Annotated in this window: 24 protein-coding genes; 10 read left to right on the top strand and 14 right to left on the bottom strand. The window is 36.7% G+C overall.

What is annotated here, in order from left to right; all coding sequences use genetic code 11:
• The first annotated feature begins 2 nt into the window (after window positions 1-2).
• Window positions 3-986, top strand: a complete 984-nt coding sequence (locus BUR19_RS11455; RefSeq protein ID WP_074235446.1) for a PLP-dependent cysteine synthase family protein — start codon at window positions 3-5, stop codon at window positions 984-986.
• Window positions 987-1,060: 74 nt separating this feature from the next.
• Here the strand turns inward: BUR19_RS11455 and BUR19_RS11450 are convergent, their stop codons facing one another.
• The 5 genes from BUR19_RS11450 to BUR19_RS11430 form a co-directional block, all read right to left on the bottom strand.
• Window positions 1,061-1,309: a hypothetical protein gene (locus BUR19_RS11450; RefSeq protein ID WP_083600754.1), complete on the bottom strand. Its 249-nt coding sequence runs from the start codon at window positions 1,307-1,309 to the stop codon at window positions 1,061-1,063.
• Entirely contained in the window at window positions 1,306-1,647 is a 342-nt protein-coding gene (locus tag BUR19_RS19280) for a DUF2752 domain-containing protein (RefSeq protein WP_074235445.1), read from the bottom strand. Before BUR19_RS19280 ends, BUR19_RS11450 begins: the two co-directional genes overlap by 4 nt.
• A 27-nt stretch (window positions 1,648-1,674) precedes the next feature.
• Window positions 1,675-2,361, bottom strand: coding sequence for a hypothetical protein (locus tag BUR19_RS11440; RefSeq protein WP_074235444.1), 687 nt, complete (start codon window positions 2,359-2,361; stop codon window positions 1,675-1,677).
• A gap of 52 nt (window positions 2,362-2,413) precedes the next feature.
• The gene (locus BUR19_RS11435) at window positions 2,414-3,256 is read right to left on the bottom strand and encodes an isoaspartyl peptidase/L-asparaginase (RefSeq protein ID WP_074235443.1); all 843 of its coding nucleotides are present in this window, start codon (window positions 3,254-3,256) and stop codon (window positions 2,414-2,416) included.
• A gap of 112 nt (window positions 3,257-3,368) precedes the next feature.
• Window positions 3,369-4,262 carry a cyanophycinase gene (locus tag BUR19_RS11430; protein ID WP_074235442.1) on the bottom strand — a complete coding sequence of 298 codons (894 nt, stop codon included), beginning with the start codon at window positions 4,260-4,262 and terminating at the stop codon, window positions 3,369-3,371.
• 415 nt (window positions 4,263-4,677) lie between these two features.
• On the opposite strand from BUR19_RS11430, the gene cphA reads away from it, so the two are divergent.
• Together cphA and BUR19_RS11420 are read left to right on the top strand one after the other, a co-directional pair.
• The gene (cphA, locus tag BUR19_RS11425; RefSeq protein WP_074235441.1) at window positions 4,678-7,305 is read left to right on the top strand and encodes a cyanophycin synthetase; all 2,628 of its coding nucleotides are present in this window, start codon (window positions 4,678-4,680) and stop codon (window positions 7,303-7,305) included.
• A 96-nt stretch (window positions 7,306-7,401) separates the two neighbouring features.
• Entirely contained in the window at window positions 7,402-8,532 is a 1,131-nt protein-coding gene (locus BUR19_RS11420) for an alpha/beta hydrolase-fold protein (protein WP_083600753.1), read from the top strand.
• Window positions 8,533-8,572: 40 nt separating this feature from the next.
• On the opposite strand, the gene BUR19_RS11415 is transcribed toward BUR19_RS11420, so the two are convergent.
• On the bottom strand, window positions 8,573-9,547 hold the full coding sequence (locus BUR19_RS11415) for a hypothetical protein (protein WP_074235439.1): 975 nt from the start codon (window positions 9,545-9,547) through the stop codon (window positions 8,573-8,575).
• Between the two features lie 303 nt (window positions 9,548-9,850).
• Between BUR19_RS11415 and BUR19_RS11410 the strand changes: the two genes are divergently transcribed.
• The gene (locus BUR19_RS11410; RefSeq protein ID WP_074235438.1) at window positions 9,851-11,695 is read left to right on the top strand and encodes a chloride channel protein; all 1,845 of its coding nucleotides are present in this window, start codon (window positions 9,851-9,853) and stop codon (window positions 11,693-11,695) included.
• A 17-nt stretch (window positions 11,696-11,712) separates the two neighbouring features.
• On the opposite strand, the gene BUR19_RS11405 is transcribed toward BUR19_RS11410, so the two are convergent.
• Genes BUR19_RS11405 through BUR19_RS11390 form a run of 4 tightly spaced genes read right to left on the bottom strand, consistent with a single transcriptional unit; the run spans window position 11,713 to window position 14,423 of the window.
• Entirely contained in the window at window positions 11,713-12,273 is a 561-nt protein-coding gene (locus BUR19_RS11405; RefSeq protein ID WP_074235657.1) for a dual specificity protein phosphatase family protein, read from the bottom strand.
• A gap of 55 nt (window positions 12,274-12,328) precedes the next feature.
• Window positions 12,329-12,778: an NAD(+)--rifampin ADP-ribosyltransferase gene (gene arr / locus BUR19_RS11400; RefSeq protein ID WP_083600751.1), complete on the bottom strand. Its 450-nt coding sequence runs from the start codon at window positions 12,776-12,778 to the stop codon at window positions 12,329-12,331.
• A gap of 41 nt (window positions 12,779-12,819) precedes the next feature.
• The gene (locus tag BUR19_RS11395; protein WP_074235437.1) at window positions 12,820-14,187 is read right to left on the bottom strand and encodes a hypothetical protein; all 1,368 of its coding nucleotides are present in this window, start codon (window positions 14,185-14,187) and stop codon (window positions 12,820-12,822) included.
• 44 nt (window positions 14,188-14,231) lie between these two features.
• Entirely contained in the window at window positions 14,232-14,423 is a 192-nt protein-coding gene (locus BUR19_RS11390; protein WP_074235436.1) for a hypothetical protein, read from the bottom strand.
• Window positions 14,424-14,579: 156 nt separating this feature from the next.
• Between BUR19_RS11390 and BUR19_RS11385 the strand changes: the two genes are divergently transcribed.
• The gene (locus BUR19_RS11385; RefSeq protein ID WP_074235435.1) at window positions 14,580-15,026 is read left to right on the top strand and encodes a VOC family protein; all 447 of its coding nucleotides are present in this window, start codon (window positions 14,580-14,582) and stop codon (window positions 15,024-15,026) included.
• A gap of 16 nt (window positions 15,027-15,042) precedes the next feature.
• On the opposite strand, the gene BUR19_RS11380 is transcribed toward BUR19_RS11385, so the two are convergent.
• Complete coding sequence (locus tag BUR19_RS11380; RefSeq protein ID WP_074235434.1) at window positions 15,043-15,852, bottom strand: anti-sigma factor; 810 nt, start codon at window positions 15,850-15,852, stop codon at window positions 15,043-15,045.
• A 1-nt stretch (window position 15,853) separates the two neighbouring features.
• Entirely contained in the window at window positions 15,854-16,330 is a 477-nt protein-coding gene (locus BUR19_RS11375; RefSeq protein ID WP_083600750.1) for an RNA polymerase sigma factor, read from the bottom strand.
• Window positions 16,331-16,663: 333 nt separating this feature from the next.
• On the opposite strand from BUR19_RS11375, the gene BUR19_RS11370 reads away from it, so the two are divergent.
• The 3 genes from BUR19_RS11370 to BUR19_RS11360 all read left to right on the top strand — a co-directional run bounded on the left by BUR19_RS11370 (window position 16,664) and on the right by BUR19_RS11360 (window position 18,870).
• Complete coding sequence (locus BUR19_RS11370) at window positions 16,664-17,233, top strand: fasciclin domain-containing protein (RefSeq protein WP_083600749.1); 570 nt, start codon at window positions 16,664-16,666, stop codon at window positions 17,231-17,233.
• 80 nt (window positions 17,234-17,313) lie between these two features.
• Complete coding sequence (locus BUR19_RS11365; RefSeq protein ID WP_074235432.1) at window positions 17,314-18,030, top strand: ferritin-like domain-containing protein; 717 nt, start codon at window positions 17,314-17,316, stop codon at window positions 18,028-18,030.
• A 27-nt stretch (window positions 18,031-18,057) separates the two neighbouring features.
• Window positions 18,058-18,870, top strand: a complete 813-nt coding sequence (locus BUR19_RS11360; RefSeq protein WP_074235431.1) for a ferritin-like domain-containing protein — start codon at window positions 18,058-18,060, stop codon at window positions 18,868-18,870.
• Window positions 18,871-19,016: 146 nt separating this feature from the next.
• Here the strand turns inward: BUR19_RS11360 and BUR19_RS11355 are convergent, their stop codons facing one another.
• Together BUR19_RS11355 and acs are read right to left on the bottom strand one after the other, a co-directional pair.
• Window positions 19,017-19,409, bottom strand: a complete 393-nt coding sequence (locus BUR19_RS11355) for a VOC family protein (protein ID WP_074235430.1) — start codon at window positions 19,407-19,409, stop codon at window positions 19,017-19,019.
• Between the two features lie 168 nt (window positions 19,410-19,577).
• Complete coding sequence (gene acs / locus BUR19_RS11350; protein ID WP_074235429.1) at window positions 19,578-21,485, bottom strand: acetate--CoA ligase; 1,908 nt, start codon at window positions 21,483-21,485, stop codon at window positions 19,578-19,580.
• A gap of 192 nt (window positions 21,486-21,677) precedes the next feature.
• On the opposite strand from acs, the gene BUR19_RS11345 reads away from it, so the two are divergent.
• Both BUR19_RS11345 and BUR19_RS11340 read left to right on the top strand, forming a co-directional pair.
• On the top strand, window positions 21,678-22,256 hold the full coding sequence (locus tag BUR19_RS11345) for a GNAT family N-acetyltransferase (protein ID WP_074235428.1): 579 nt from the start codon (window positions 21,678-21,680) through the stop codon (window positions 22,254-22,256).
• On the top strand, window positions 22,249-23,442 hold the full coding sequence (locus BUR19_RS11340; RefSeq protein WP_074235427.1) for an argininosuccinate synthase domain-containing protein: 1,194 nt from the start codon (window positions 22,249-22,251) through the stop codon (window positions 23,440-23,442). Before BUR19_RS11345 ends, BUR19_RS11340 begins: the two co-directional genes overlap by 8 nt.
• Window positions 23,443-23,455 lie beyond the last annotated feature (13 nt).

The following is a 23,455-nucleotide window of genomic DNA, read 5'->3' as shown; positions in this document are numbered from 1 at the left end:
ATATGAAATATTACAATAATATAGTTGAAACGATTGGTAACACACCTTTGGTTAAAATCAATAAAGTCTTGGGAGAGGATTTCCCGGCTTTGGTTTTGGCTAAAGTGGAAACGACCAATCCCGGAAATTCTGTAAAAGACAGAATGGCGCTTAAAATGATTGAAGATGCTGAAAAAGACGGTCGTCTGAAACCCGGCGGAACAATCATCGAAGGAACTTCCGGAAACACGGGAATGGGACTGGCTTTGGTGGCGATCCAAAAAGGGTACAAATGTATTTTCGTGACTAATTCTAAACAATCTAAGGAAAAATGCGATATCCTTCGTGCAGTTGGTGCAGAAGTGATTGTTTGTCCAACTGATGTAAAACCGACAGATCCGCGTTCTTACTATTCGGTTTCAAAAAGATTGGCTACTGAAACGGAAAATGGTTGGTACGTAAACCAATACGATAATTTGTCCAACAGGCAGGCACATTACGAAAGCACAGCACCGGAAATCTGGGAACAGACGGAAGGAAAATTAACACATTTTGTAGTTGGTGCCGGAACAGGCGGAACGATTACAGGTTGCGGGAAATTCTTCAAAGAGAAAAATCCAAATATCAAAGTCATAGGTATAGACACTTACGGTTCAATTCTGAAAGAAATCCACGAGACGGGAGAAATTCATCTGAACCATGCTTACACTTATGTTACTGAAGGCATCGGCGAAGATATTCTTCCTGAGAATTATGATATGAGTGTGATTGACCATTTTGAAAAGGTTACCGATAAAGATGGTGCTATATACGCGAGAAAACTGGCTAAAGAAGAAGGAATTTTTTGTGGCTATTCTGCAGGAAGCGCGATGTCTTCTCTGGTTCAGATGAAAGACCAGTTTACAAAAGATGATATCATTGTCGTTCTGCTTCACGACCACGGTTCCCGCTATGTAGGGAAAATCTATAACGATGAGTGGATGAAAGAAATGGGTTGGCTGGAATAATGAATTATTAATGATAAATTATAAAAAAACCGCTGTCGAGAGATAGCGGCTTTTTTATTTAAATGTGATGAGAATTATACAATTCCGCCACCTACTATCAATCTTAAAAATCCAAAAATAGCTGCTGCTGAGCACATAATAATTCCAGCCGTTGCATTGCCTTTTGGTAAATTATCTTCTTGTACATAAGCCACAATGCTGATTACCAATCCTATCATTGCAAACGGAATATTAATCCAGTTAAAGGCTCCAAGACAAGGAATAAACCCAAATAACATCCCGAAGATGGCTAAGATTCCCATTACTAGACTTGCTTTTTTCATAGTTTCGTTTTTATATTTTTTATAAAGTTTAAGAATACGATTGAATTTAGGAGTAATAATCCGAAAATAGAAATACTGAATGGGTTTAAATTGAAAGCGTTTTCAAAATTAAGATGTTTGATTTCGATAAAAGCTCTGGTTGAGCCACACAAGAAACATTCTTTCCCTATTTTTTGATAGTAACAGGTTGGCGAAATTGATAAAAGTTGATTATCGTCAACAAAAAATAAAACCAATAAAATCAGAATAGATAGAACTGCAGAGATTTTCCAAACAATTCTAATTGCGGTTTTAAGGTCTTGATTTTCGAAGATTTTTTGTGTTGGGTTCACTAGCATTTTTATTGTTCCCGTTGACTTTAATATTTATTTTACAGCAGATATAATCTTATCTATTTCGGTTAATGTATCCAGTAAATAATTCCAAGAATCTCTAAGTTCTATGAATTCAGGCTTATCGAATGGATTTTCTAAAAATGAATATTTTCTGAGACTGCCGAATCTATGAACTTCAGAAGTTCGGAATTTATCATCAAAACTTTGTATATGCCCAAGTATGTTATTTACATATTCAGGGTCTAGAAAATCTATTTCATCGGCAAGTTTTTTAAAAGCTTTTTTTCTGCTTTTGGAAGAATTAAATATTTTGAATTTTTCTTCACTATCAAATAAAACAAAAAATCCCATTATTTTATCCCACATTGCTCTATATCGAACTATGTAATTTGAATTTAAGTGGTGTATTTCTATTCTTTGTATGAATAATGAAGGATTTTCTAAAATATTATTACTTTCATCATTTTTTATGTTATTCTGGTTATTCCAAATAGCTCCGGATAAAAAATTTTCAACAAGTAAAGCTATAAAGTTTAATTTTAAATCCATTAAAGCCGTAAATGTTCTTTTTCCGTGTATATCATACTTAGAAAATTTTTGAAAAGCTGTAACTAAATTTAAATAGGGTAGATCAGTACCTGTTTTAGATTTGCTATAAGAAGATAAATTTTTTTCGAAATTTTCTACATCAGATTCTGTTTTTATAAGTTCATTCATAAGACTTGGTAATTATTTTGTTCTTCAAATCTATAAATAAATAGTTATTTAATTACCCAAAAACCTCAAAATCAATCCCATCAAAACTAGCGAAAACCATCGTTGGATAAGAATCCTGATGGAAGATATTACCTTCAGAATCAATCCCGATTGCACCGGCAAAACCGTCAATTTCTTTCAATTCTTCAAAGGTTCTGTCAAAAGCATTTTCTATGCTTAATCCGTCGGTTACTCGGGTTACGATTTTTGCGGCAGTCGCATTGCTCACGATATCTTCACCAACACCAGTACAGCTTACAGCACAAAATTGATTGGCAAAATTTCCGGCAACCGTCGCAGAATCAGAGATTCTTCCAGGGATTTCAAAACCTTTTCCTCCGGTTGAAGTCGCAACAGCCAGTTTTCCGTGTTTGTCAATGGCAACTGCGCCAACAGTTCCTTTTCCTCCATTTTTCAGTTTCTCTTCGTATTCTTTTATTCGTTGCGGAATTTCCGTTGAGAAGTTTTCAAAACCTTTTTGATTAGCATATTGTTTGGCGCCGTTGCCGCCTAAAACGCGGTCGTCTTCTTTCATTAATTCTTTGGCAACAAAAATCGGATTTTTCACATCCTGTATATTGATCACGCCACTCATTTTCTGAGTTTCGCCATTCATTATCGCAGCGCTCATACGGATAATGCCATCACTTTGGATTTGCGAACCAATTCCGGCATTGTAAAGCTCATTATCTTCCAACAGCGAAACCGAATAAGCAACCGTATCAAAAGCAGAATTGTCTTTTAAGAATTCATAGGATTTTTTCGCAATATCTTTCAGTGAATTTTGTTTAGCCAACTTCACTTCATTACTTTGACTGCTTTCTGAGAAAAATCCACCGTGGATGATTATTTTCATTTTTAAATTTTATTAGTTTTTTCAAAGAAAATCTCACAGATTAAGCAGATTGCTGATTTATTTTAAATGTTAATATGTTGAATTTGCTTAATCTCCGAGAAATTAATATTAATTATTCAGAACTCATCTGCGGAATCGGATTGTACTGGGAATTTACAATCGTCATTTCTCTGCTTTTCAGATCGAAAGTATCATTCATAGAAAGTACGTCTACAATCAGATTTTTGATAGAAATTGGCTGACCCAATTCTACATTGGTTAAGTTTGTATCTTTAATCTGAAGTCCATCAACCAAAATTACAAGACCGGAACCAATTGCTGTCATTGTATCCTCTTCAATGAACAAACCTGTGTCTTCACCAAGACCAATTCCCAATGTTCTTGGATTATTCACAACCGCCTGAAACAACCTTCCGATTCTTCCTCGCTGTACAAAATGGGTGTCGATGATCACATTTTCTATAAAACCAAGACCTTGAGTTGTTTTGATTTCACCTTTCAAAAGTGCTTCTGAACTGGATCCTTGATAAATCATATTTTCCGATGCGGCTGCAGCTCCAGCAGAAGTTCCGGCGTAAATAAAATCTTCGTTTTGATATTTGTTCAGAATCGAATCGTGAAATCTTGTTCCACCAAGAATTGAAGTTAAGCGAAGTTGGTCGCCACCTGTAAACATCACAACATCAGCAGCATTAGCTCTCGCAACAATCGCGTCGCTATTGGCTTGTTCACGATTTTGGATATCAAGAATATTACAATTTTTTGCGCCAAGATATTCGAAGGCTTTTTTATATTCGGGACCAACGATGTCAGGGATTTGAGATGCGGTCGTAATCACTTCAATGACAGAATCTTCTTTCAGTTTCGATTCATCAATAATCTTTCTGAGGATTCCGCGTTCAAAAAAGTTAAGATTTTTTTCAACATTTTGGTCAAAACTGGTCTCTGTAAAACTACCTTTGTTCACAGCGCCTCCAATGATGACTAGTTTTCCTTTTGATTTCATATTAACAAAAATAATAAATCATTACAGAATAAACCTCATATTAATCGTTTAAAAATCCACGAAACAGATTTAAACTTTTAATAATTAAGGACTTATTTCCGGAAAACAGTGCTTGTTGATTAATGAATTGTTAATTTTTCTAATGAATCAATAACAAATTTGTTTTATAATAGAATAATTATTTTCTATTTTTCTTGATTTTACATTATCTTTGATAAAATAGAGAATAAGAATTTACAAATTAGCTTGCCTATTGATTTGACATTTTAGTTCGGCATTAGATTTGGGCAGCTTTATCCGCCCTCCGTTCCCGCTATTTTTATTTTTATCAAAAATAAAAATGAGCTCCACTCAGGTCGGGCTGCGTGCAATTCAATGTCAAAAAATTAGGTTAAACAATCATCGAATATAGAATATGAAAATAGAAAAAATACAAGTTTTAAGAGGTCCCAATATTTGGAGCATCACGAGAAAGAAACTCATTCAAATGCGTTTGGATTTGGAAGAGATAGAACATCAGCCAACTAATAAGATCGAAGGTTTCCGAGAGAGAATTGAAAAACTATTACCATCACTATATTCTCACAGATGTTCTGAAGGAACCGAAGGCGGATTTTTCAAACGTGTAGAAATGGGAACTTGGATGGGGCACGTGATCGAGCATATAGCGTTGGAAATCCAGACATTGGCGGGAATGGATGTTGGTTTCGGAAGAACAAGAGAAACCAAAACGCCGGGAACCTACAATGTCGTTTTCAATTATATCGAAGAAAGAGCAGGCGTTTTCGCAGCCGAAGAATCTGTGAAAATTGCAGAATCTCTTATCGCAGGAACCGATTATGATATCAATTCTTGTATTCAGACACTGAAAGAAATCCGAGAAAGAGAACGTTTAGGACCATCTACAGGAAGTATTGTTGAGGAAGCGGCTTCCCGAAGAATTCCGTGGATTAGGTTGGGGAAAAATTCTTTAGTTCAATTGGGATACGGAATCAACCAACAACGTTTTCAGGCAACGATCACCGGGAATACAAGCAGTATTGCTGTTGATATCGCTTGTAACAAAGAACTGACAAAAAAAATGCTGGAAGATGCAGCAATTCCTGTTCCTTCCGGAGGTTTGGTGGTAGATGAAGAAGATTTGCAAGCGGTTATCAGAAAAATCGGTTATCCGTTAGTTCTGAAGCCTTTGGATGGCAATCACGGAAAAGGTGCTTCCATCAATGTTAAAGATTACGAAACAGCTTTGGTGGGTTTGGAACACGCTCAGAAATATTCCAGAAAAGTTATTGTGGAGAAATATATCACAGGCTTTGATTTCCGGGTTTTGGTTATTAATCATAAAATGGTTGCAGCAGCAAGGAGAGTTCCTGCGCACGTTGTCGGAGATGGGGAACTAAATCTTCAGGAATTGATTGATAAAGAAAATCTTGATCCAAGAAGAGGTTATGGACACGAAAATGTTTTAACCGAAATTGATGTTGATAAAGATACCAATGAGCTTCTTGAAAAACTGAATTATACCTTAGAAACCATTCCGCAAAAAGGCGAAATTGTCTATCTGAAATCAACAGCGAATCTCTCTACTGGAGGAACGTCGATTGATGTCACAGATATGATTCATCCGGAGAATATCCAAATGGCGGAACGTGTTTCCAGGATCATCGGATTAGACGTTTGCGGGATCGATATTATGGCGGAAAATTTAACGCAACCTTTGAAAGAAAGTGGCGGCGCCATTTTGGAAGTGAATGCTGCGCCTGGATTCAGGATGCATTTGGCTCCAAGTGAAGGTTTGCCTAGAAACGTTGCGGCTCCAGTTGTTGATATGCTTTATCCTCCGGGAAAAGAATTCAGAATTCCGATTATTGCGGTGACTGGAACTAATGGTAAAACTACAACGACTAGACTTCTTGCTCACATTGTTAAAAACAATGGTAAGAGAGTAGGGTTTACAACTTCAGACGGAATTTACATCCAAAATACTTTACTTGAAAAAGGGGATACCACTGGACCAATGTCCGCAGAATTTATTCTGAAAGATCCAACGGTAGAATTTGCTGTTCTGGAAACTGCCAGAGGTGGAATTCTTCGTTCCGGATTAGGTTTTGGAACTTGCGATGTTGGTGTTTTGACGAATATTAAAGAAGATCATTTGGGAATCAGTGATATTCATAACCTGAAGGATTTGACAAGGGTAAAACGTGTTGTTCTGGATAGCGTGAAAAAAGATGGTTGGTGTATTCTGAATGCTGATGATGAGTATTCTATGCGATTGGCGGGCGATTTACATTCCAAAGTGGCTCTTTTCAGTCTGGATGAAAATAATCCTCATATCAAAAAATTTGCTAAAGAAGGAAAAATCACCTGCGTTTACGAAGAAGGTTTTGTAACCATCAAAAAAGGCGAATGGAAAATCCGAATTGAAAGGGTCAAGAATATCCCAATCACAATGGAAGGGAAAGCGAAGTTTATGATTGCGAATGTTTTAGCTGCGTCATTAGCCGCTTACGTTTACGGCTTCGAAATTCCGAATATTGCTTTGGCTTTGACGACTTTTATTCCAAGTGCTCAATTGACGCCAGGAAGACTTAATATCTTCAAATTCAAAAACTTCAAAGTGATGATTGATTTCGCACATAATCCTGCGAGTTATGAAGCGATTGAAGATTATCTAAAAAATGTAGAATCCAACAAGAAAATCGGGATCATCTCAGGCGTTGGAGATAGGCGGGATAATGACATCCGAGAGTGTGGGAAAATCGCAGCAAGAATGTTTGATCACATCATCATAAGAAATGAAAAGCATTTGAGAGGTAGGCTGGAAGATGAAATTAATGGATTGATTATAGAAGGTATCCAGAGTATCGACAAAAGTGTAAGCTACGAATGTATCCCGAAAGAAATCGATGCCTTGAAACATGCAATGAGCCTGGCCGAAGAAGGTACTTTTATTACCGCTTTGAGCGATGTGATCAATAACGCCATAGAACTGGTTCAGGAATATCAGGCTAAGGAAGTTCAGGACGAAGGGAATTACTAGATTTCTAAATCCTAAAATATAAACCGTCATTTTAATGGCGGTTTTTTTGTTGCAAGACAAATGAATCCTTAAATTCAACCATTCAAATTGATATCAATGCAACCATTTAAAATAATAACTGCTGTTCTTACCTTAAGTTCATCACTTGTATTTTCACAGAATTATAAAATATCTTCAACAGTGAAATCCGGTAAAGAATTTCCAAAAATTGATGCTGATAGAAACGCTCAGTTTAAAGTTTATTTTCCAGACGCAAAATCTGTAATTCTGGAAGGCGGCGACGGAATGCAAAATGTGAAATCTACGACAACTAAAGATAAAGAAGGCTTTTGGAATATCTCAACTTCACCATTGGAAATTGGTTTCCATTACTATTGGTTCAATGTCGATGGAAAACGAACTAACGACCCGAATACAGAATTATATTTCGGTTACGGACAGCCAACAAGCGGAATTGAAGTTCCTACAAATGAAGATTTCTTCTTCGAAAAAAATGTAAAGCACGGAAAAATTGTTGATGACAATCTAGATTCTGAAATCACGAATGGAAAACGGAATTTCAAAGTGTATTTACCGCCAAATTATGGAACCAAGAATTTTCCGGTTTTATACCTTTATCACGGAACCGGCGAAGATGTTACGGGTTGGGAAAAACAAGGTTACATCAGGAATATTTTAGACAATCTTTTTGCAGAAAGAAAAGCAAAAGAAATGATTGTAGTAATGGATTACGGTGTTGCTTTGACTCCCGAACAGGAGAAATTACCAGACAATTATCCAAGAACAGTCCTTTCCGCTAAAAATTTGGACAAAATCGTAGTTCAGGAATTGATTCCGTACATCGATAAAAAATATAAAACCAATCAAAAACAAGCCATTGCAGGACTTTCGCGGGGAAGTTATCAGGCAATGTTGATTGGCGCTAATCATCCTGATTTGTTTTCAGCGATTGGTTCTTTCAGTCCGGTAATTTATGAGGGAACAGAAAGTCAGCCTTTCAAAGAATTGCCAATTGAAAATCTCTTGAAGTCGAAATCAAAACCTTTCTTTTTTATGGGAATTGGCGAAAAAGAAGACCAGCGTTTTATCAATTATAATAATTTGTTGAGTGATTATTTACATCAAAATAAATATCCGTTCGAACAATACCAATCTACCGGAACTTACCACGAATGGCTGACTTGGAGACGTTGTCTTTATGAATTTTCACAGAAAATATTTAGATAAACTACAAAATAAAACCGCTGATATTGAGCGGTTTTTTTGATTAATAACTTTCAATTTTTCTAGAATATTCTGGTGTGAAAACTTTATCTTGTACTTCCTGTGAATATTTTTTTACCCAATCTTTATAATAATATTCAACAGAAAGCCGACTATTTTCCAGCTTGTATTTTGCAAAAGATTTTCCTATTTCCGGCACTTTTTTCAGACCAAAAGTTTTGTTGGTTCCATTATCAAATTTGCAATCCATTTCTCTCGCCCAAATCATTTCAAACTCATTATCATTAATTTTTCTAATAGGATAGCTATACATGCATTGCCCATGATATTCAAAATTCAAAGTGGCTTCCGAGATATGAAGAATGACTAATCCATTTTCCCAGTTTCCGGTAAAATCATCTGAAAGTTGAAAACTCCGAACGAATGAATTGTAATCAAAACCTTCCATTGTATTGATTTTCCATTGATTATCCTCTTTCATAGCTTTCAAATTGTAAACCAAACCATCGCCCCAACTCCAATTATAAGAAACTGATTGACCGTCTTGTTTCAAATTCATAATCCAGATTTTATCTAAGAAATTATCTGGTCTGTCCTGACAGTTGCACCAGGGATTCGCGCCATTTCCGTAAGGTGGCAATTCTCCAACTTTATAAACTAAGGCGCCGGACTTCATTTCTTCATCAATTTTCAATGCGACTTTGTTGTAGTTATTAATGAAATCTTCGGTGAATAAATTGGTTTTTCTTAATTCTTCCAATCGTTTTTTATGTGCTGTTTTATCAATTTCTGAATAGACAGAATCATTTTCATTCTTTAATAAAACATCAAAATCCTGACCTTTACTTTCTGTTTCATTCCATTGATAAAGGTTCTTTGTTAATGCCAGAAGCGCAATACTATCGTTGGACTTGGAATCTATTTTTAATGCATTTTGTGATTGTTCTAGTTTAGGTGATTCTGTTTTATTACAATTCAATAGCAAAACAAGGAAGCTGAATAGAATTATTTTTTTCATTGCGCGTTTTTATATTAAACGAAATTATTTTGTTGTCTCTACACTTTCCACAGTTATTCCCAGTCAAAAACAGTTTGGCTGGAAAGGACAAATGAACAATCAAATCAGTATATCGGGATTCGAATTTTTATAATCAAAATTATGAAGATTTTTACAGTTATAATCCTTCTTATTCTTCTGGTAGCATTGATTCTTGTATTGAATTTGCATTGCTAAAATAGTTATTATTTTTTGGTTTAAGTATTCTTGTTAAGCAGACTAGGTTTTCTTTTGATTTGGTATATTTGCATTTAAACTCCGAAAGTGAAGCTTCACAACAAGAAAAAATACCTCAGCTTTTTAAAATTCAAAAGAGATTTCCAGCAATATGGGCTGGAGAAAGCGAGGAGCTATGAGATAGTTCTCCATTGGTTGAGTAGCAGAATGAGCAGAAGCCAATTTCTTCTTCTTTCGGGTATTCTGGTTGGTCTCACAGCTGGTTTGGCTGGTGTGATTTTGAAAACTTTGGTTCACAATATTCATTATTTCATCACGCACAAAGTTCACTTTGAGTATCAGATTTTATTCTACATCATTTTTCCTTTTTTAGGAATCGTGTTGACGACAGTTATAGTGCAGACCATATTCAAAGGGCAGGATAGAAAAGGGATTGGTGCTATTCTGTATGAGATTGCCCAAAATTCAAGTATTGTTTCTTCTGTTAAAATGTATTCTCAGATTATTCAAAGTGCTATAACGGTTGGTTTGGGAGGTTCTGCTGGTTTGGAAAGTCCAATTGCAGTTACCGGCGCAGCGATTGGTTCCAATTTCGCGCAAACTTACAGATTGAGTTATAAAGAGAGAACACTTTTATTAGCTGCGGGAGCAAGTGCCGGAATCGCTTCAGCTTTCAATGCACCAATTGCTGGGATTATGTTTGCCTTTGAGATTCTTTTGACAGGAGTGGTTTTTACAGATTTTATTCCGTTGGTTGTGGCGGCGGTTTGTGGAAGTTTATTGTCAAGAATATTACTTCAGGAAGATGTACTTTTTAGATTTTATACAAGAGAAGCTTTCAATTATAAAAATGTTCCTTATTATCTTATTTTAGGAATTGTAACAGGTTTATATGCCAGATATTTTGTAATAATATCTCAGAAAGTAGAGCATTTTATACACAAACTCAAGATGTCGCCTTTACGTAGAGCAATGTTTGGTGGCGCTGTTTTATCATTACTTTGTGTCTTGTTTCCGCCTTTGTTTGGCGAAGGTTATGATACGATTAAAGCCTTTACCAATGGCGAGACGCTTGAGATTATGGAAAACAGTTTGTTCCGATATTTTGAAATCAAGAGTCTGACGGTCATTGTCTTTCTTGTTTTAGTTTTGATTCTGAAAGCTTTTGCTACGCCATTCACTATTTTTAGTGGTGGAAACGGCGGTAACTTCGCGCCGTCTTTATTTGCGGGAGGAACAGCAGGGTTTCTTTTCGCTGTGGTTTGTGAGCAGTTGGGTTTCAAAGAAGTTCCGGTTACCAATTTGGTTTTAGTCGGAATGGCAGGTACAATGAGCGGAGTTCTCTATGCGCCACTCACCGCTATTTTCCTGATTGCCGAATCCAGTTTTGGTTACGATTTGTTCATTCCGTTGATGATTGTTTCGGTAATATCTTATTTGATGGCAAAACGATTTTCGGCCATTTCTCCTGAACTAAAATCCCTGGCTGACGAAGGTAAAATCTTTACCAACAAACACGATAAGAATCTTTTGTTTTCGCTTAATACCAAAGATTATATTGATTATGAATCTCAGACAATTAATGAAAATGCTTCTGTAGAAGAATTGTTTGAGATGATAAAAAACGGCAATAAAAATACATTTGCTGTGATTGATAATGACAAAAAGCTGAAAGGTATTCTGGATCTGGATGACGTTCGCCCTTATCTTTTCAGCAAAGAAACCGAGTCTCTTTCTCTCCGTAAAATGATGAAAGCGCCACCTGCAATCATCAATCCTGAAAATAAAGCACAGGAAATATTACAGATTTTTGATGATACTGGTTTTTGGAATTTGCCTGTTGTAGATAACAACAATCAATTCATTGGGTTTATCTCCAAATCAGCCATATTGATTGGTTATAGACAACTACTGAAATTATATTCTGAATAACAAAATTGTTCAGAAAACTAATGTTTCCTTTTGTGATAATTCAAAAGATATTTTCCTTTCTCAGAGCCTTTGGAAAAATTACCACTTAGTTCCCATAGATAACGGGCATTGGCTCTTGCGTCTTCGTTACTGAAGTTTTCATACTCGATTCTGTAGATAGAACTGAATAACCGTGAACGCCCAACACCGTGATGACAATGGATGAGTACAGGATAATTCTTTTTGTCATCCATAATCTTCAGAAACTTCTGAACTGTGCTATCTTGTGGAATTTGGTCTGTTGGCAGGTTGAAATAATTAACGTCGGAAATCTTATTTATAGCATTTTCTTCGGCACCAACCTGCTTTTTGGTTTCGGGATTCAGTTCGGTCTGTTCTTCACCGTCGCGTAGGTCGATAACTGTTTTTATTTTATGGTCTTTTAGAAATTCTGGTAATTTGCCAGGTGCAACCACACCAGAGTTGTAAACTTTATTTTCTGAGATGGTCACCAGATTGTAACGGACTTTTTTCTGATAAAAAACGAATGCTGAAATAAAGATCGCTATCATTATAAAAAGAAAAATGATTCTTTTCATTGTTGTACTTTTTAATTTCATAAAGTTTGAAGTTTCGAAATAAATCAATCGTGCATTATTCATCATTTAGAGAATCCACGCCATCATCTTTTAGTTTTGCCAAAGCCGTTTTCATACTTTCTACCTGCTCTTTTTGGTGACCTTTCCAAATACTGACTTCTCCCACAATTCTGAAAGGTAAAGTAGATCGGTAGGATTTTGTTGGATTACCCGGGAATTTTCTATCCGTCAGATCGGGATCGTCTTCTATTTCGCCCGTTGGTTCTACGAGGTAAATTCTTTCACGTCCTTCTCCAACTGCTAGTTCTGCACCCCAAATAGCAGCATCTAATGTAGCGCTGAGAAAAATATACTTGGCGTTTTTTCGCTTTCCAAAATTCGAGGTTTTTCCAGGCTCTATCAGTTGCCCCAGTTGTAGGTCAGCTTTTGTTCCGTGAAAATAGGTTTGGGAAAAAGGGGTTGGATTTCCCAAATTGGGAATATTGTGATGTTTTTCAGTCTCCATTATTTAAATATATTGATTTCTATTTTAAAATTAATTTTACTTTAATCTCCACCGCCACATCCACCACAGCTACTGCAAGAACTACCACAACTGCTTCCGCAAGATGAACTGCTACCGCTATCATTTCCAAAATAATTGTTCTTTTCTGTGTAACTTATGACTGGAATAAAAGTGGCTGTCAAAACTGCTGAACCGACAAGAAAATATTGCCATTGCCAATCGTCTTCTGTTTGCCTTGTTGGGAGAATCTCAGTTTTGTATAAATCAGGAATGGTTTTAGTGGAAAACAGTTTCGTAAGTTTGTTCAGATAATAGATAATTAAAACAATCAAAATTACGGTAATCATCAATATTTGAAAGACAGGCTTTTCTCTCAGAATTCCGGTTATTAATCGGATGGAACCCAGCATTAGTAAAATACTTAAAATAACAAAATTGATGTAAAACAAGTTTCCGAATTTCTTCGATTTGATAATATACTTTTGAAATGCATCAGCCCATTTTGCAGTATTCGAGAATATAGGCTTATTCATCAATTGTCTTAACAAAGCAGTGTAATGTGTCCTTCCTAATTCTTCTAAGGTTATGATTACTTGTAACTCTTTTTGCGAATTAACCTTTTTAGATTTCAACAAATCAATGGTTTTATCTGGGTTGATGAAGATGATGTTTCTATCAATTAATTCGTTGACAGTTCCATTGATGATATTGTCAAGTCTTTGAGTCTTTAGATAAACCAATTCATAAGGCTCGAGCTGATAAATAAAAGAATTTTTATCGAAGCCTTTTGTTATATTTTTAAGTTTAATTCGATTATAAAATTCCAGTCCGGCAAATGTCAAAATACTTAAACTAATAAATCCAACGACAAAATAAGGATTATTGATTTCAATATAAACAGGCTTCAACAAAAAGTAAAAAGGTACAACAAGAGCAATGAAACTAAGAATACCAAAGACCAAAAAAGTTCTGATTTTGAATCTAGCTTTATCAAGGTTCAGACTGTCAAACATACCATGATAATCCCAAATACTTTTAGGTTGTTCGCCGAAAATATCAAAATATAGTTTCTGTGTTCTTTCTTTCGCCTGACTGAATTTGTCAAATTCTGCTCTATTGTGTGTCGAAGGAATGTGTTGGATTTGCTTACCAATTAAAGTACAAAAGTTTTGATACGATTGTGTGAAAATCAAGTGCTGATGCCAAACTGTATCCACAATTTCAGATGGAGAAACCATCATCTCAGAAGTAGCTGCCAGATACATAAACTTTTTGTACTCCAGAATTGCAAGCTCTGTAAACGCCTCTGTCCAGAAGTTTTCATTAGCAAGACGGGTCGTAAATCCATATTCACTCGGCGGATCGTCAAAATCAAACTGAAGTATCTCCTCCCAAAGTTCTTTGTTCATAAAGTTTTACTTACGGTTTATGGATAATTTATACAGTTATACTTCTATTTCTCTGTCTTCTTTCTGAAATTCTTCACCAAAACAAAAGTCGCAAACAAAAGCGTAACTGTATAAAGAATAGCCAAAGCGGGTTTTTCAACAGTCATTGTTTTAAAATCGATTTGTTTGTACAAAGCTGAGCCAACAATTAGAGCGACAACAAGCATCGTGAAGATGGGTGCTTTATTATTTTCCATAGTTTAGTTTTAATTTATTGAATTCAAATATACAATTAATAGGAATACACATCGAACCATAAAATCTGTCTATCATTTATTTCAATTATAGGAATCATTACTGCTAAGGTTTTAAGAATTCCTTTTATAGCTTTGTTGAAAATAAAATTAAAGATAATGATTACCGGATTATACGAAACCCATATTCAGGTCAGCAACTTGGAAAATGCTGTCGAATTTTATACCCAAGTTTTAGGATTGGAACTGGCTCACAGAGACGAAAACCGCCCGATTGTTTTCTTGTGGATTGGAAAAAATAAACAGGCGATGCTTGGCTTGTGGGAGCAGAAGGAAAATCTGCAGACCAGACATTTCGCCTTCACCGCAGACAAAGAAGATATACTGAACCGCGCTGCTGACTTCCTCAAAAACAAAAAACTAAAACCCTACAATTTCCTGAAAGATGGCTTAGACAAACCGATGGTTTTTGCGTGGATGCCGGCTTTAGCGATTTATTTCAACGATCCAGATGGCAATCAATTGGAATTTATTTCAATATTAGAAGGTGAAGGTAAACCTGAATTGGGCGTGTTGTGTTATGAAGACTGGCTGGTAAAAAAGTAATCAATATTAAATTGAATTATATATTCCCAATCACAAACATATTTTCCATTGTAGGAACAGCACTTCCGCCTTCTTTTTCAAGCGTAATGGCAAAAGCCTGAGCATTCGGAATATTAGATAGTGCAATTTTGCTGTCTTTATTTTCAGAATATAGTCCTGCGCTTACAGGTTTTCCATCTACAATGGCCCAAAGCTGATACTGAGTACCATCTTTTGTTTTTGGGAGGCTATTTGCACTGAGGTAAACATCTTTAGACGTCTTATCCCAATATACAATAGCTTTAGATTCAGGATGTTTTTCTACACCTGCCAATACTATTTTGATCATATTAGGATTGGAGGATATATCTAATCTTTGCTCCAGATCCTTCATGACAAGATTCTGAGATTTTTTTTGGGTTTGGAGTTCAGCGATCTGTTGTTCATTTTTGGATTGGATATTTATCCAGAAAACATTAGCAGCCAAACTAAAAAGCAGTAAAAGCGACGCTGCGGCAGTAATAATCTTCCAGCTGTTGATTTTTCTGATTTTACGGTCTGGCTTATTTCGTACCTCATTGATATCTGTTGTCATTCCGGAAAGATTGGATTCAATAGTTTGTTCTTGTTGAATTTTGTTCCAAATCTTCGATTTCAAATCATCAGGAGGTTTTACAGCCTGAACGGTTGCGAGATCTTCCAATGTTTTTTGTGCTTCTTCGAAAGCCGCTTTTACTTCAGCATTGTTCTTCATCACACACTCCAAAATACCTGCTTCCTCGGGAGAAGCAAAACCTAGAATATAAGATTCTATAATTCCGGATGATATGTATTCTTTAGTGTTCAATTTATTGATAATCTTTTAGCAAGTCCTTTAACTTCATCAATGCGTTCCTCATTTTGGTTTTTACAGTGCCGAGAGGTATTTTCAGCTTTTCAGATATTTCGTTTTGAGTGAATCCTTGATAATAGGCTAAATTAATCAATTCCTGCTTATCTGTTTCAAGAGTTTCCAGCACATTTTTAATTCCGATAAAATCAGATTCTTCATTAGTTGTTGAAAGTTCTGCAGTGTTATATACGAAATCCGGCAGAGGTTGGTTTTTGAGTTCATTCTGAAATCCTTTAGACTTCAGATAATCAATCGCTGTATTTCGCGCAATATTGATCATCCAGGTATAAAGACGACCTTTCGAAGCATCATATTGATGAATCGAATTCCAAATTTTCACAAAAACTTCCTGGATGACATCTTCAGTATATTCTTTGGAGCAGACGATCCGGAGGATAACACCATACAAAGCACCCGAATAGTGATCATACAAATGATGAAAACCATTTTCGTTTTTCTCTCTTAGTAAGACGAGAAGTTGCTCTTCCGAATAGTTTGTTTTGATAAATGACGATTTAGTAATCCAAATGTAACAAAATAAAAGCCAACATAAATAAAATGTGAAAATATTTTTAAATCATTAATTATAATCTATATCTGTTTAAAAATTTTTAAAGCAAATGTGAATGTATTTTGAATTAATTTAAAAATAATTACCTGATTAACAATAATTTAAAATAAAATGTGAAAATTTTTAAATCCAAAAGATCATCGCTGTCGTAAATCATTTTATCAGTGAATAATATTAATCAAAAAATAAACTAAAATGAACAAACAATCAAAAATCGCAGTGCTGGGAATGATGGCTTTATCATTCGCCTTTAGTGGAAATCTTACTGCACAGACAATGAAGGAAAAAACAGTAATGGTGGGCGGAGCAGCAATGTATCCTTCCAAGAACATTATAGAAAACGCAATGAATTCTAAAGACCACAAGACTTTGGTTGCTGCTGTAAAAGCGGCGGGTTTGGTAGAAACATTGGAGGGCAAAGGACCATTTACGGTTTTGGCACCAACAGATGAAGCGTTCGCAAAATTACCAAAAGGAACGGTTGAAAATCTTGTTAAACCGGAAAATAAAACGATGCTGACAAAAATCCTGACTTATCACGTACTGTCAGGAAAATACAATGCGAAACAAATCTGGGCTGCTGTAAAAGCTGGCAACGGAAAAGCAATGATGAAAACAGTAGAAGGACAAGATGTTACTTTTTGGACAAAAGGTAAAGATCTCTATGTGCGAGATGCTAAAGGTATGGACGCGAAAGTGACTATTGCTGATGTAAACCAGTCCAATGGTGTGATCCATGTGATTGATACGGTTTTGATGCCGTAAGTAGTTGATAAGGCGGCGTAAATTTTTATGCTGCCTTTTCTGATTTCTTAATAGATACCAAATACTAAAAAAATAATATTATGAGAAAAACGATTAATGTGTCCAATCAGGGAGCGACCCTGGATACAGGAAGAAGAAACTTTTTAAAATTGAGTGGTGTAGGATTAGCGATTGCTGGACTTACGCTTGTAGGATGTAACGATGATGATATGATCATTGGTGGAAACAACGGTAATGTTTTCGATCTTGGAAAAGGCGATGTCGGAGTTCTTAATTATGCTTATGCACTGGAGCAGCTGGAAGCGGATTTCTATACCAAGGTGGTAAATAATTTTTACTCAGGGATATCCAGTGTGGAAAAGGAACTTTTTACAGATTTATATCATCATGAGGTAATTCACAGAGATTTCTTCAAAGCGGCAATTGGTGGTGCTGCTCCGAACAGTATTCTTCCAACTTTGGAATTCCAGTATCCTAATGTCAATTTTAGTGATAGAAATTCGGTGTTGGCAACGGCAAAAGCTTTGGAAGATACAGGTGTAGCAGCTTATAACGGCGCAGGAAAATATATTACCAATGCAGATTACCTTGTGATTGCGGGAAAAATAGTTTCTGTAGAAGCAAGACACGCTTCTGCCATCAGAAACCTGATTAAACCTGGTTCGGCAGATTTCTCAGGAGACGATGTAATTGATGCTAACGGGTTAGATTTGGCAAAAGAACCAAAAGATATTGTGATGGCAGCAGGCGGCTTTATCAAAACACCATTTACCTGGAAAGAAAGAAACATCGGTTAATTTATTCATCTTTTAAATTCAATTATTATGAACATTCTTAAAATATTAGATAAGCTTTCTGATGACAAATTCTTTACTGCAGAAGCTTCACGATTAGATACGATTACCAATATTACCAACTTTGGGAAAAAAGCGGCAGTGGCTGCAATTCCTTTAGGGTTAGGCGCCTTAATGACAACACCTGTAAAAGGCGGAACCACAAAAGCTGAATCATCATTTGCTTTCAAAAGTACATTAACAGATGCTTTGCAATTGGCTTTGGTTTTAGAATACCTTGAGGATGAGTACTACAGAATGGGATTGGGAACTTCAGGGCTAATCCCAAATGCTGACAGAACCGTTTTTATGCAAATCTCAAAACACGAGACTGCTCACGTTGCTTTTCTAAAGAGTGCTTTAACATCCTTAGGACAAACACCTGGTGCTAAACCAACCTTTGATTTTACAGCAAAAGGAAATTTCTCGCCGTTTACAGATTACAACCAGTTTTTGATTTTGGCTCAGGCTTTCGAAGATACAGGAGTGCGAGCTTACAAAGGTCAGGCTGGTAATGTAATGTCCAACAAAGATGTGTTGACCGCCGCTTTGCAAATCCATTCGGTGGAAGCAAGACACGCTTCTCAGGTCAGAAGAATGAGAGCAAACAAAGGTTGGATAGAGTTAGCTAATGGTGGCAATATGCCGTCAGCTACTAATCCAGTCTATGCTGGAGAACAAAATACGAATCAGGCTGGCTTCAATACAGCAACAGCTTTTGGTGCTGAGGCAGGTTCTGCATCTTACGATGAACCAATGAGTGGCAGCGATGCTCAGACTATTGCATCATTATTTATTGCATAGACCTTACATAGTATATTTTGGTAAATCATTTTTCAGTTTCGGCTGGGAAATGATTTTATTTTTTTAGCTAGAAATGGAGGTTTTAAGATTGACATTAATTTTAATAAAAAACAAAACCGCTTGATTAAAGCGGTTTTCGAGTATTTTTATCCCATCGGAGTGCAAACTTCTATCAGGAAACCATCAGGGTCTCTCAGGTAGGCTACAGTTTGTCCCCACGGTTTGATCTTAGGTTTTTCTACAAGCGTGGCACCTGCTGTTATAGCTTTTTCAACAGTTGCTTCTACATCATCTGTTGTGAAACCAATCTCAATCCCAAATGGCTTATTACTCAATTTACTTTCCGTAAAGCCTTCGGATAGATTAGATTGTGCTAAAGCGACCGATGCAAAAGCAAGAGTCGTTTCGCCGACCAAAAGCTCACCGTAATCTTGATCTGGGGTCACAAATTTTCTCGTGAAACCAAATCCATTCTCATAAAACGCAACCGTTTTCTCCACATCCTGAACGTATAGAATGGTGTAAGCAAATCTTATCATAGTTTTGATTATTTAATTTTTAAGTCAAATATAACGCACATAGTCTCTAGCTCAAAATCCCCACCGTCAGTTCGAATGATTTTTCGTAACATAACGAAGAAAAATTGTATCGAGGACCTTAATAATTTCTCGGTACGCTCCGTGACGAACAATCATTCATCCATTAATTTAAACTCTCTCATCCTTGATCTCATCAACAATCTCAGGATTCAAAAGGGTAGAAGTATCTCCAAAGTTAGAGAAATCACCTTCTGCAATCTTTCTTAGGATTCGGCGCATAATTTTCCCGGATCTTGTTTTCGGTAACCCAGACACAAATTGGATTTTATCCAACTTGGCAATCGGTCCAATCTGTTCAGAGATCAATTGGTTAATCTCTTTCGCAAGATTCTCTTTGTTTCGGACTTCTCCGGATTCTTTCAGAATGACGAAACCATACAGTGCATTTCCTTTGATATCGTGAGGATAACCTACAATAGCTGATTCGGCCACAGCAGGATGTTCATTGATACTGTCTTCTATTGGTGCTGTTCCAAGGTTATGTCCGGAAACAATCACGACATCATCCACACGCCCTGTAATTCTGTAATAGCCAACCTCGTCTCTCAAAGCTCCATCTCCCGTGAAATATTTCCCAGGAAATGCTGAGAAATAAGTCTCCTTATAACGCTGATGGTCACCCCAAATCGTTCTTGCAATTCCAGGCCAAGGAAAGCGGATACAAAGATTACCCGTTACTTGGTTGCCTGATATCTCGTTACGTTTGTCGTCCATCAGTACAGGCTGAATTCCGGGTAATGGCAAAGTGGCATAGGTAGGTTTGGTAGGTGTCACAAAAGGAATGGGAGAGATAAGGATTCCGCCCGTTTCTGTTTGCCACCAGGTATCGACGATGGGGCATTTCTTTTTCCCGACATTGTCATTATACCAATGCCAGGCTTCATCATTAATAGGCTCTCCAACAGAACCAATGACTTTCAAGGAGTCTAAATTGTGTTTCTGAACCCACTCTACACTTTCTTTGGCTAATGAACGAATCGCCGTTGGAGCCGTGTAAAACTGAGTCACCTTATGCTTTTCAATCACCTCCCAGAATCTTCCTGCATCCGGATAAGTCGGTACCCCTTCGAAGATGACGGTTGTTGCTCCATTCAGAAGCGGCCCGTAAAGAATATAGGAATGTCCTGTGATCCAGCCGATATCCGCAGTACACCAATAAATGTCATTCTCTTTATAATTAAAAACATTCTTAAACGTGTAAGCTGTATAAACCATATAACCTGCACAAGTATGAAGCATCCCTTTTGGTTTCCCTGTAGAACCCGAAGTATAAAGAATGAAAAGTGGGTCTTCCGCATCCATAATCACCGTCACAAAATCCGAAGACGCTTTATCATAATACTCCGACATCCAGTGGTCTCGGCCTTCTTTCATCTTTACATCATTGTGGGTTCTTTTCACAACCAAAACATTTTCTACAGTTGGTGTTTTCTCCAGAGCTTCATCCACAATGCTTTTCAGGTCAAGAACTTTGTTTCCTCTGTAGCTTCCGTCTGATGTGATAACCATTTTTGCACTACAGTCATTCACTCTTGAAGCAACAGCCGAAGCGGAAAATCCAGCAAAGATCACAGAGTGAACCGCGCCCAATTTAGCACATGCCAGCATCGTTATCGCCAATTCCGGAATCATCGGAAGGTAAATGCAGACTCTGTCGCCTTTCTCAACGCCCATTTCACGCAGGACATTGGCGGTTTTATTCACTCTTTCATAAAGTTCATTAAAGCTGATATGCTGAGCTTCTTCTTTTTTGTCATTCGGTTCCCAGATGATAGCGGTTTTGTCGCCACGCACAGAAAGATGTCTGTCCAGGCAGTTTTTGGTAATGTTCAGTTTTGCGTTTTTGAACCATTTGATGTTCGCTTCCTCCATATTGTAATCCACGACTTTGGACCAACGCTGATACCACACAAAATTCTCATCCGCAATCTTGTCCCAAAACTTTTTCGGATTTTTAATCGACTTTTTATACTCCTTGAAATAATCCTGTAAATTCTGAATGTGATAATTTCTCATATATTTTGATTAGGTTTTTAACTCTTGTTACTTTCAAGCCAATTTACATAAAATTAAGCAATTATGAACTGGGAATTACTTGTTATTAAGATAATATTGTCGTTAATATAAATTTAACAGATAAAATTATCTTTTTAATTTGGATAATAAAGATAAATATATTTAAATTTGCGACTTAATTAGATAATATCAATGAAATTAGAAGTTTCCTCAGAGAAACATTTGGTATATGTGGAAGAAATCCGAAACGAAATGGAGGATTCTGCGAAAAAAAGAGGAACAGGCATCGCAAAACGTTCCTCCGAATACTTGGGCAAAAAAATCTCGGAAGGTAATTCTATCATCGCCATCGACGAAGATGGAACCTGGGCAGGCTTCTGCTACATAGAAACCTGGACAAATGGAGAATATGTGGCTAATTCCGGATTGATAGTTTCGCCCCAATTCAGAAACGCCGGATTAGCAACTTTGATTAAAGAAAGAATCTTCGAGCTTTCCCGGGAGAAATATCCAAATGCAAAGATTTTTGGTCTCACCACCGGATTGGCAGTGATGAAAATCAACAGCAGTTTAGGTTACAAGCCCGTGATTTATTCGGAACTGACTCAAGATGAGCAATTCTGGAACGGTTGCAAAAACTGCGTGAATTATGAAATTCTGATGATGAAAGAACGCAAAAACTGTCTTTGCACAGCAATGCTTTTCGTCCCGGAAAAAGTAAATATGAATAAAGAAAAAGATTTTGAATCTATAAACAACGATAATGAGTAAGAAAGTAGTTTTGGCATTTAGCGGAGGTTTGGACACGTCGTATTGCGCCAAATATCTAAGCGAAACTTTGGGTTACGAAGTTCACGCTGTCACGATTAATACAGGCGGTTTTGACAAAAATGATGAGGTTTTGCTTAAAGAAAAAGCAGAAAAATTGGGCGTGGCTTCTTACAGGTTTATAGATGCTTCAGAAAAATATTACAATGATTGTGTCAAATATTTGATTTTCGGTAATGTTCTGAAAAACAATACTTATCCATTATCAGTCAGTGCAGAAAGAACGATTCAGGCACAGACGATTGCGGAAGCAGCTTTGGAAATTGCGGCAGATGCGATTGCTCACGGAAGTACAGGCGCAGGAAATGACCAAGTTCGTTTCGATTTGATTTTCAATGTAATGTGTCCGAAAATCGAAATCATAACCCCAATTCGTGATTTGAGTTTATCGCGTGAAGACGAAATCCAATTCCTAAAAGATCACAACTACGAAATGGATTTTGATAAAGCTAAATATTCCATCAACAAAGGACTTTGGGGAACTTCCGTCGGCGGAAAAGAAACTTTAACTTCCCGATTTTCACTTCCGGAAGATGCTTTTCCTTCTCAAGTTGAAAAAACAGAGCCTTCAAGTCTCGAAATCGAGTTCAAAAATGGAGAGTTGATTTCTGTCAATGGCGAGACGTTTTCGCATCCAGTTTTCGCAATTCAAAAAATTGAAGAATTGGCGTCACCTTACGGAATCGGTCGCGATATCCACGTTGGAGACACTATTGTTGGTATTAAAGGTCGTGTCGGGTTCGAAGCTGCGGCAGCATCAATTATCATAAAAGCGCATCATCTTTTGGAGAAACATACACTTTCCAAATATCAGCAGACCATCAAATCTCAATTGTCAGATTGGTACGGAAACTGGCTTCACGAGGCTCTTTTCCTCGACCCAGTGATGAGAAATATCGAATCATTTTTGCAGGATTCGCAGAAAATAGTCAACGGAAAAATATTTATCACACTTCATCCATATCGTTTCGTCTTAAATGGAATAGAGTCTGAAAATGATTTAATGTCTTCAAAATTCGGAAGTTACGGCGAAGAAAATCTCGCCTGGAGTGGCGATGATGTCAAAGGTTTTACCAAAATCCTCAGCAATTCGCTCAATATATATCATCAGGTTAATAAATTGAATTAGAATAATTTTGAAG

Source organism: Epilithonimonas zeae (genome assembly GCF_900141765.1).
In the GTDB taxonomy this organism is placed as follows: domain Bacteria; phylum Bacteroidota; class Bacteroidia; order Flavobacteriales; family Weeksellaceae; genus Epilithonimonas; species Epilithonimonas zeae.
This window is presented reverse-complemented; position numbering and strand designations above follow the sequence as displayed.

Coding starts and splice junctions, on each gene's coding strand:
- BUR19_RS11455 (WP_074235446.1), top strand. CDS start 3: ATGAAATATTACAATAATATAGTTGAAACGATTGGTAACACACCTTTG.
- BUR19_RS11450 (WP_083600754.1), bottom strand. CDS start 1,309: ATGAAAAAAGCAAGTCTAGTAATGGGAATCTTAGCCATCTTCGGGATG.
- BUR19_RS19280 (WP_074235445.1), bottom strand. CDS start 1,647: ATGCTAGTGAACCCAACACAAAAAATCTTCGAAAATCAAGACCTTAAA.
- BUR19_RS11440 (WP_074235444.1), bottom strand. CDS start 2,361: ATGAATGAACTTATAAAAACAGAATCTGATGTAGAAAATTTCGAAAAA.
- BUR19_RS11435 (WP_074235443.1), bottom strand. CDS start 3,256: ATGAAAATAATCATCCACGGTGGATTTTTCTCAGAAAGCAGTCAAAGT.
- BUR19_RS11430 (WP_074235442.1), bottom strand. CDS start 4,262: ATGAAATCAAAAGGAAAACTAGTCATCATTGGAGGCGCTGTGAACAAA.
- cphA (WP_074235441.1), top strand. CDS start 4,678: ATGAAAATAGAAAAAATACAAGTTTTAAGAGGTCCCAATATTTGGAGC.
- BUR19_RS11420 (WP_083600753.1), top strand. CDS start 7,402: ATGCAACCATTTAAAATAATAACTGCTGTTCTTACCTTAAGTTCATCA.
- BUR19_RS11415 (WP_074235439.1), bottom strand. CDS start 9,547: ATGAAAAAAATAATTCTATTCAGCTTCCTTGTTTTGCTATTGAATTGT.
- BUR19_RS11405 (WP_074235657.1), bottom strand. CDS start 12,273: ATGAAAAGAATCATTTTTCTTTTTATAATGATAGCGATCTTTATTTCA.
- arr (WP_083600751.1), bottom strand. CDS start 12,778: ATGGAGACTGAAAAACATCACAATATTCCCAATTTGGGAAATCCAACC.
- BUR19_RS11395 (WP_074235437.1), bottom strand. CDS start 14,187: ATGAACAAAGAACTTTGGGAGGAGATACTTCAGTTTGATTTTGACGAT.
- BUR19_RS11390 (WP_074235436.1), bottom strand. CDS start 14,423: ATGGAAAATAATAAAGCACCCATCTTCACGATGCTTGTTGTCGCTCTA.
- BUR19_RS11385 (WP_074235435.1), top strand. CDS start 14,580: ATGATTACCGGATTATACGAAACCCATATTCAGGTCAGCAACTTGGAA.
- BUR19_RS11370 (WP_083600749.1), top strand. CDS start 16,664: ATGAACAAACAATCAAAAATCGCAGTGCTGGGAATGATGGCTTTATCA.
- BUR19_RS11365 (WP_074235432.1), top strand. CDS start 17,314: ATGAGAAAAACGATTAATGTGTCCAATCAGGGAGCGACCCTGGATACA.
- BUR19_RS11360 (WP_074235431.1), top strand. CDS start 18,058: ATGAACATTCTTAAAATATTAGATAAGCTTTCTGATGACAAATTCTTT.
- BUR19_RS11355 (WP_074235430.1), bottom strand. CDS start 19,409: ATGATAAGATTTGCTTACACCATTCTATACGTTCAGGATGTGGAGAAA.
- acs (WP_074235429.1), bottom strand. CDS start 21,485: ATGAGAAATTATCACATTCAGAATTTACAGGATTATTTCAAGGAGTAT.
- BUR19_RS11345 (WP_074235428.1), top strand. CDS start 21,678: ATGAAATTAGAAGTTTCCTCAGAGAAACATTTGGTATATGTGGAAGAA.
- BUR19_RS11340 (WP_074235427.1), top strand. CDS start 22,249: ATGAGTAAGAAAGTAGTTTTGGCATTTAGCGGAGGTTTGGACACGTCG.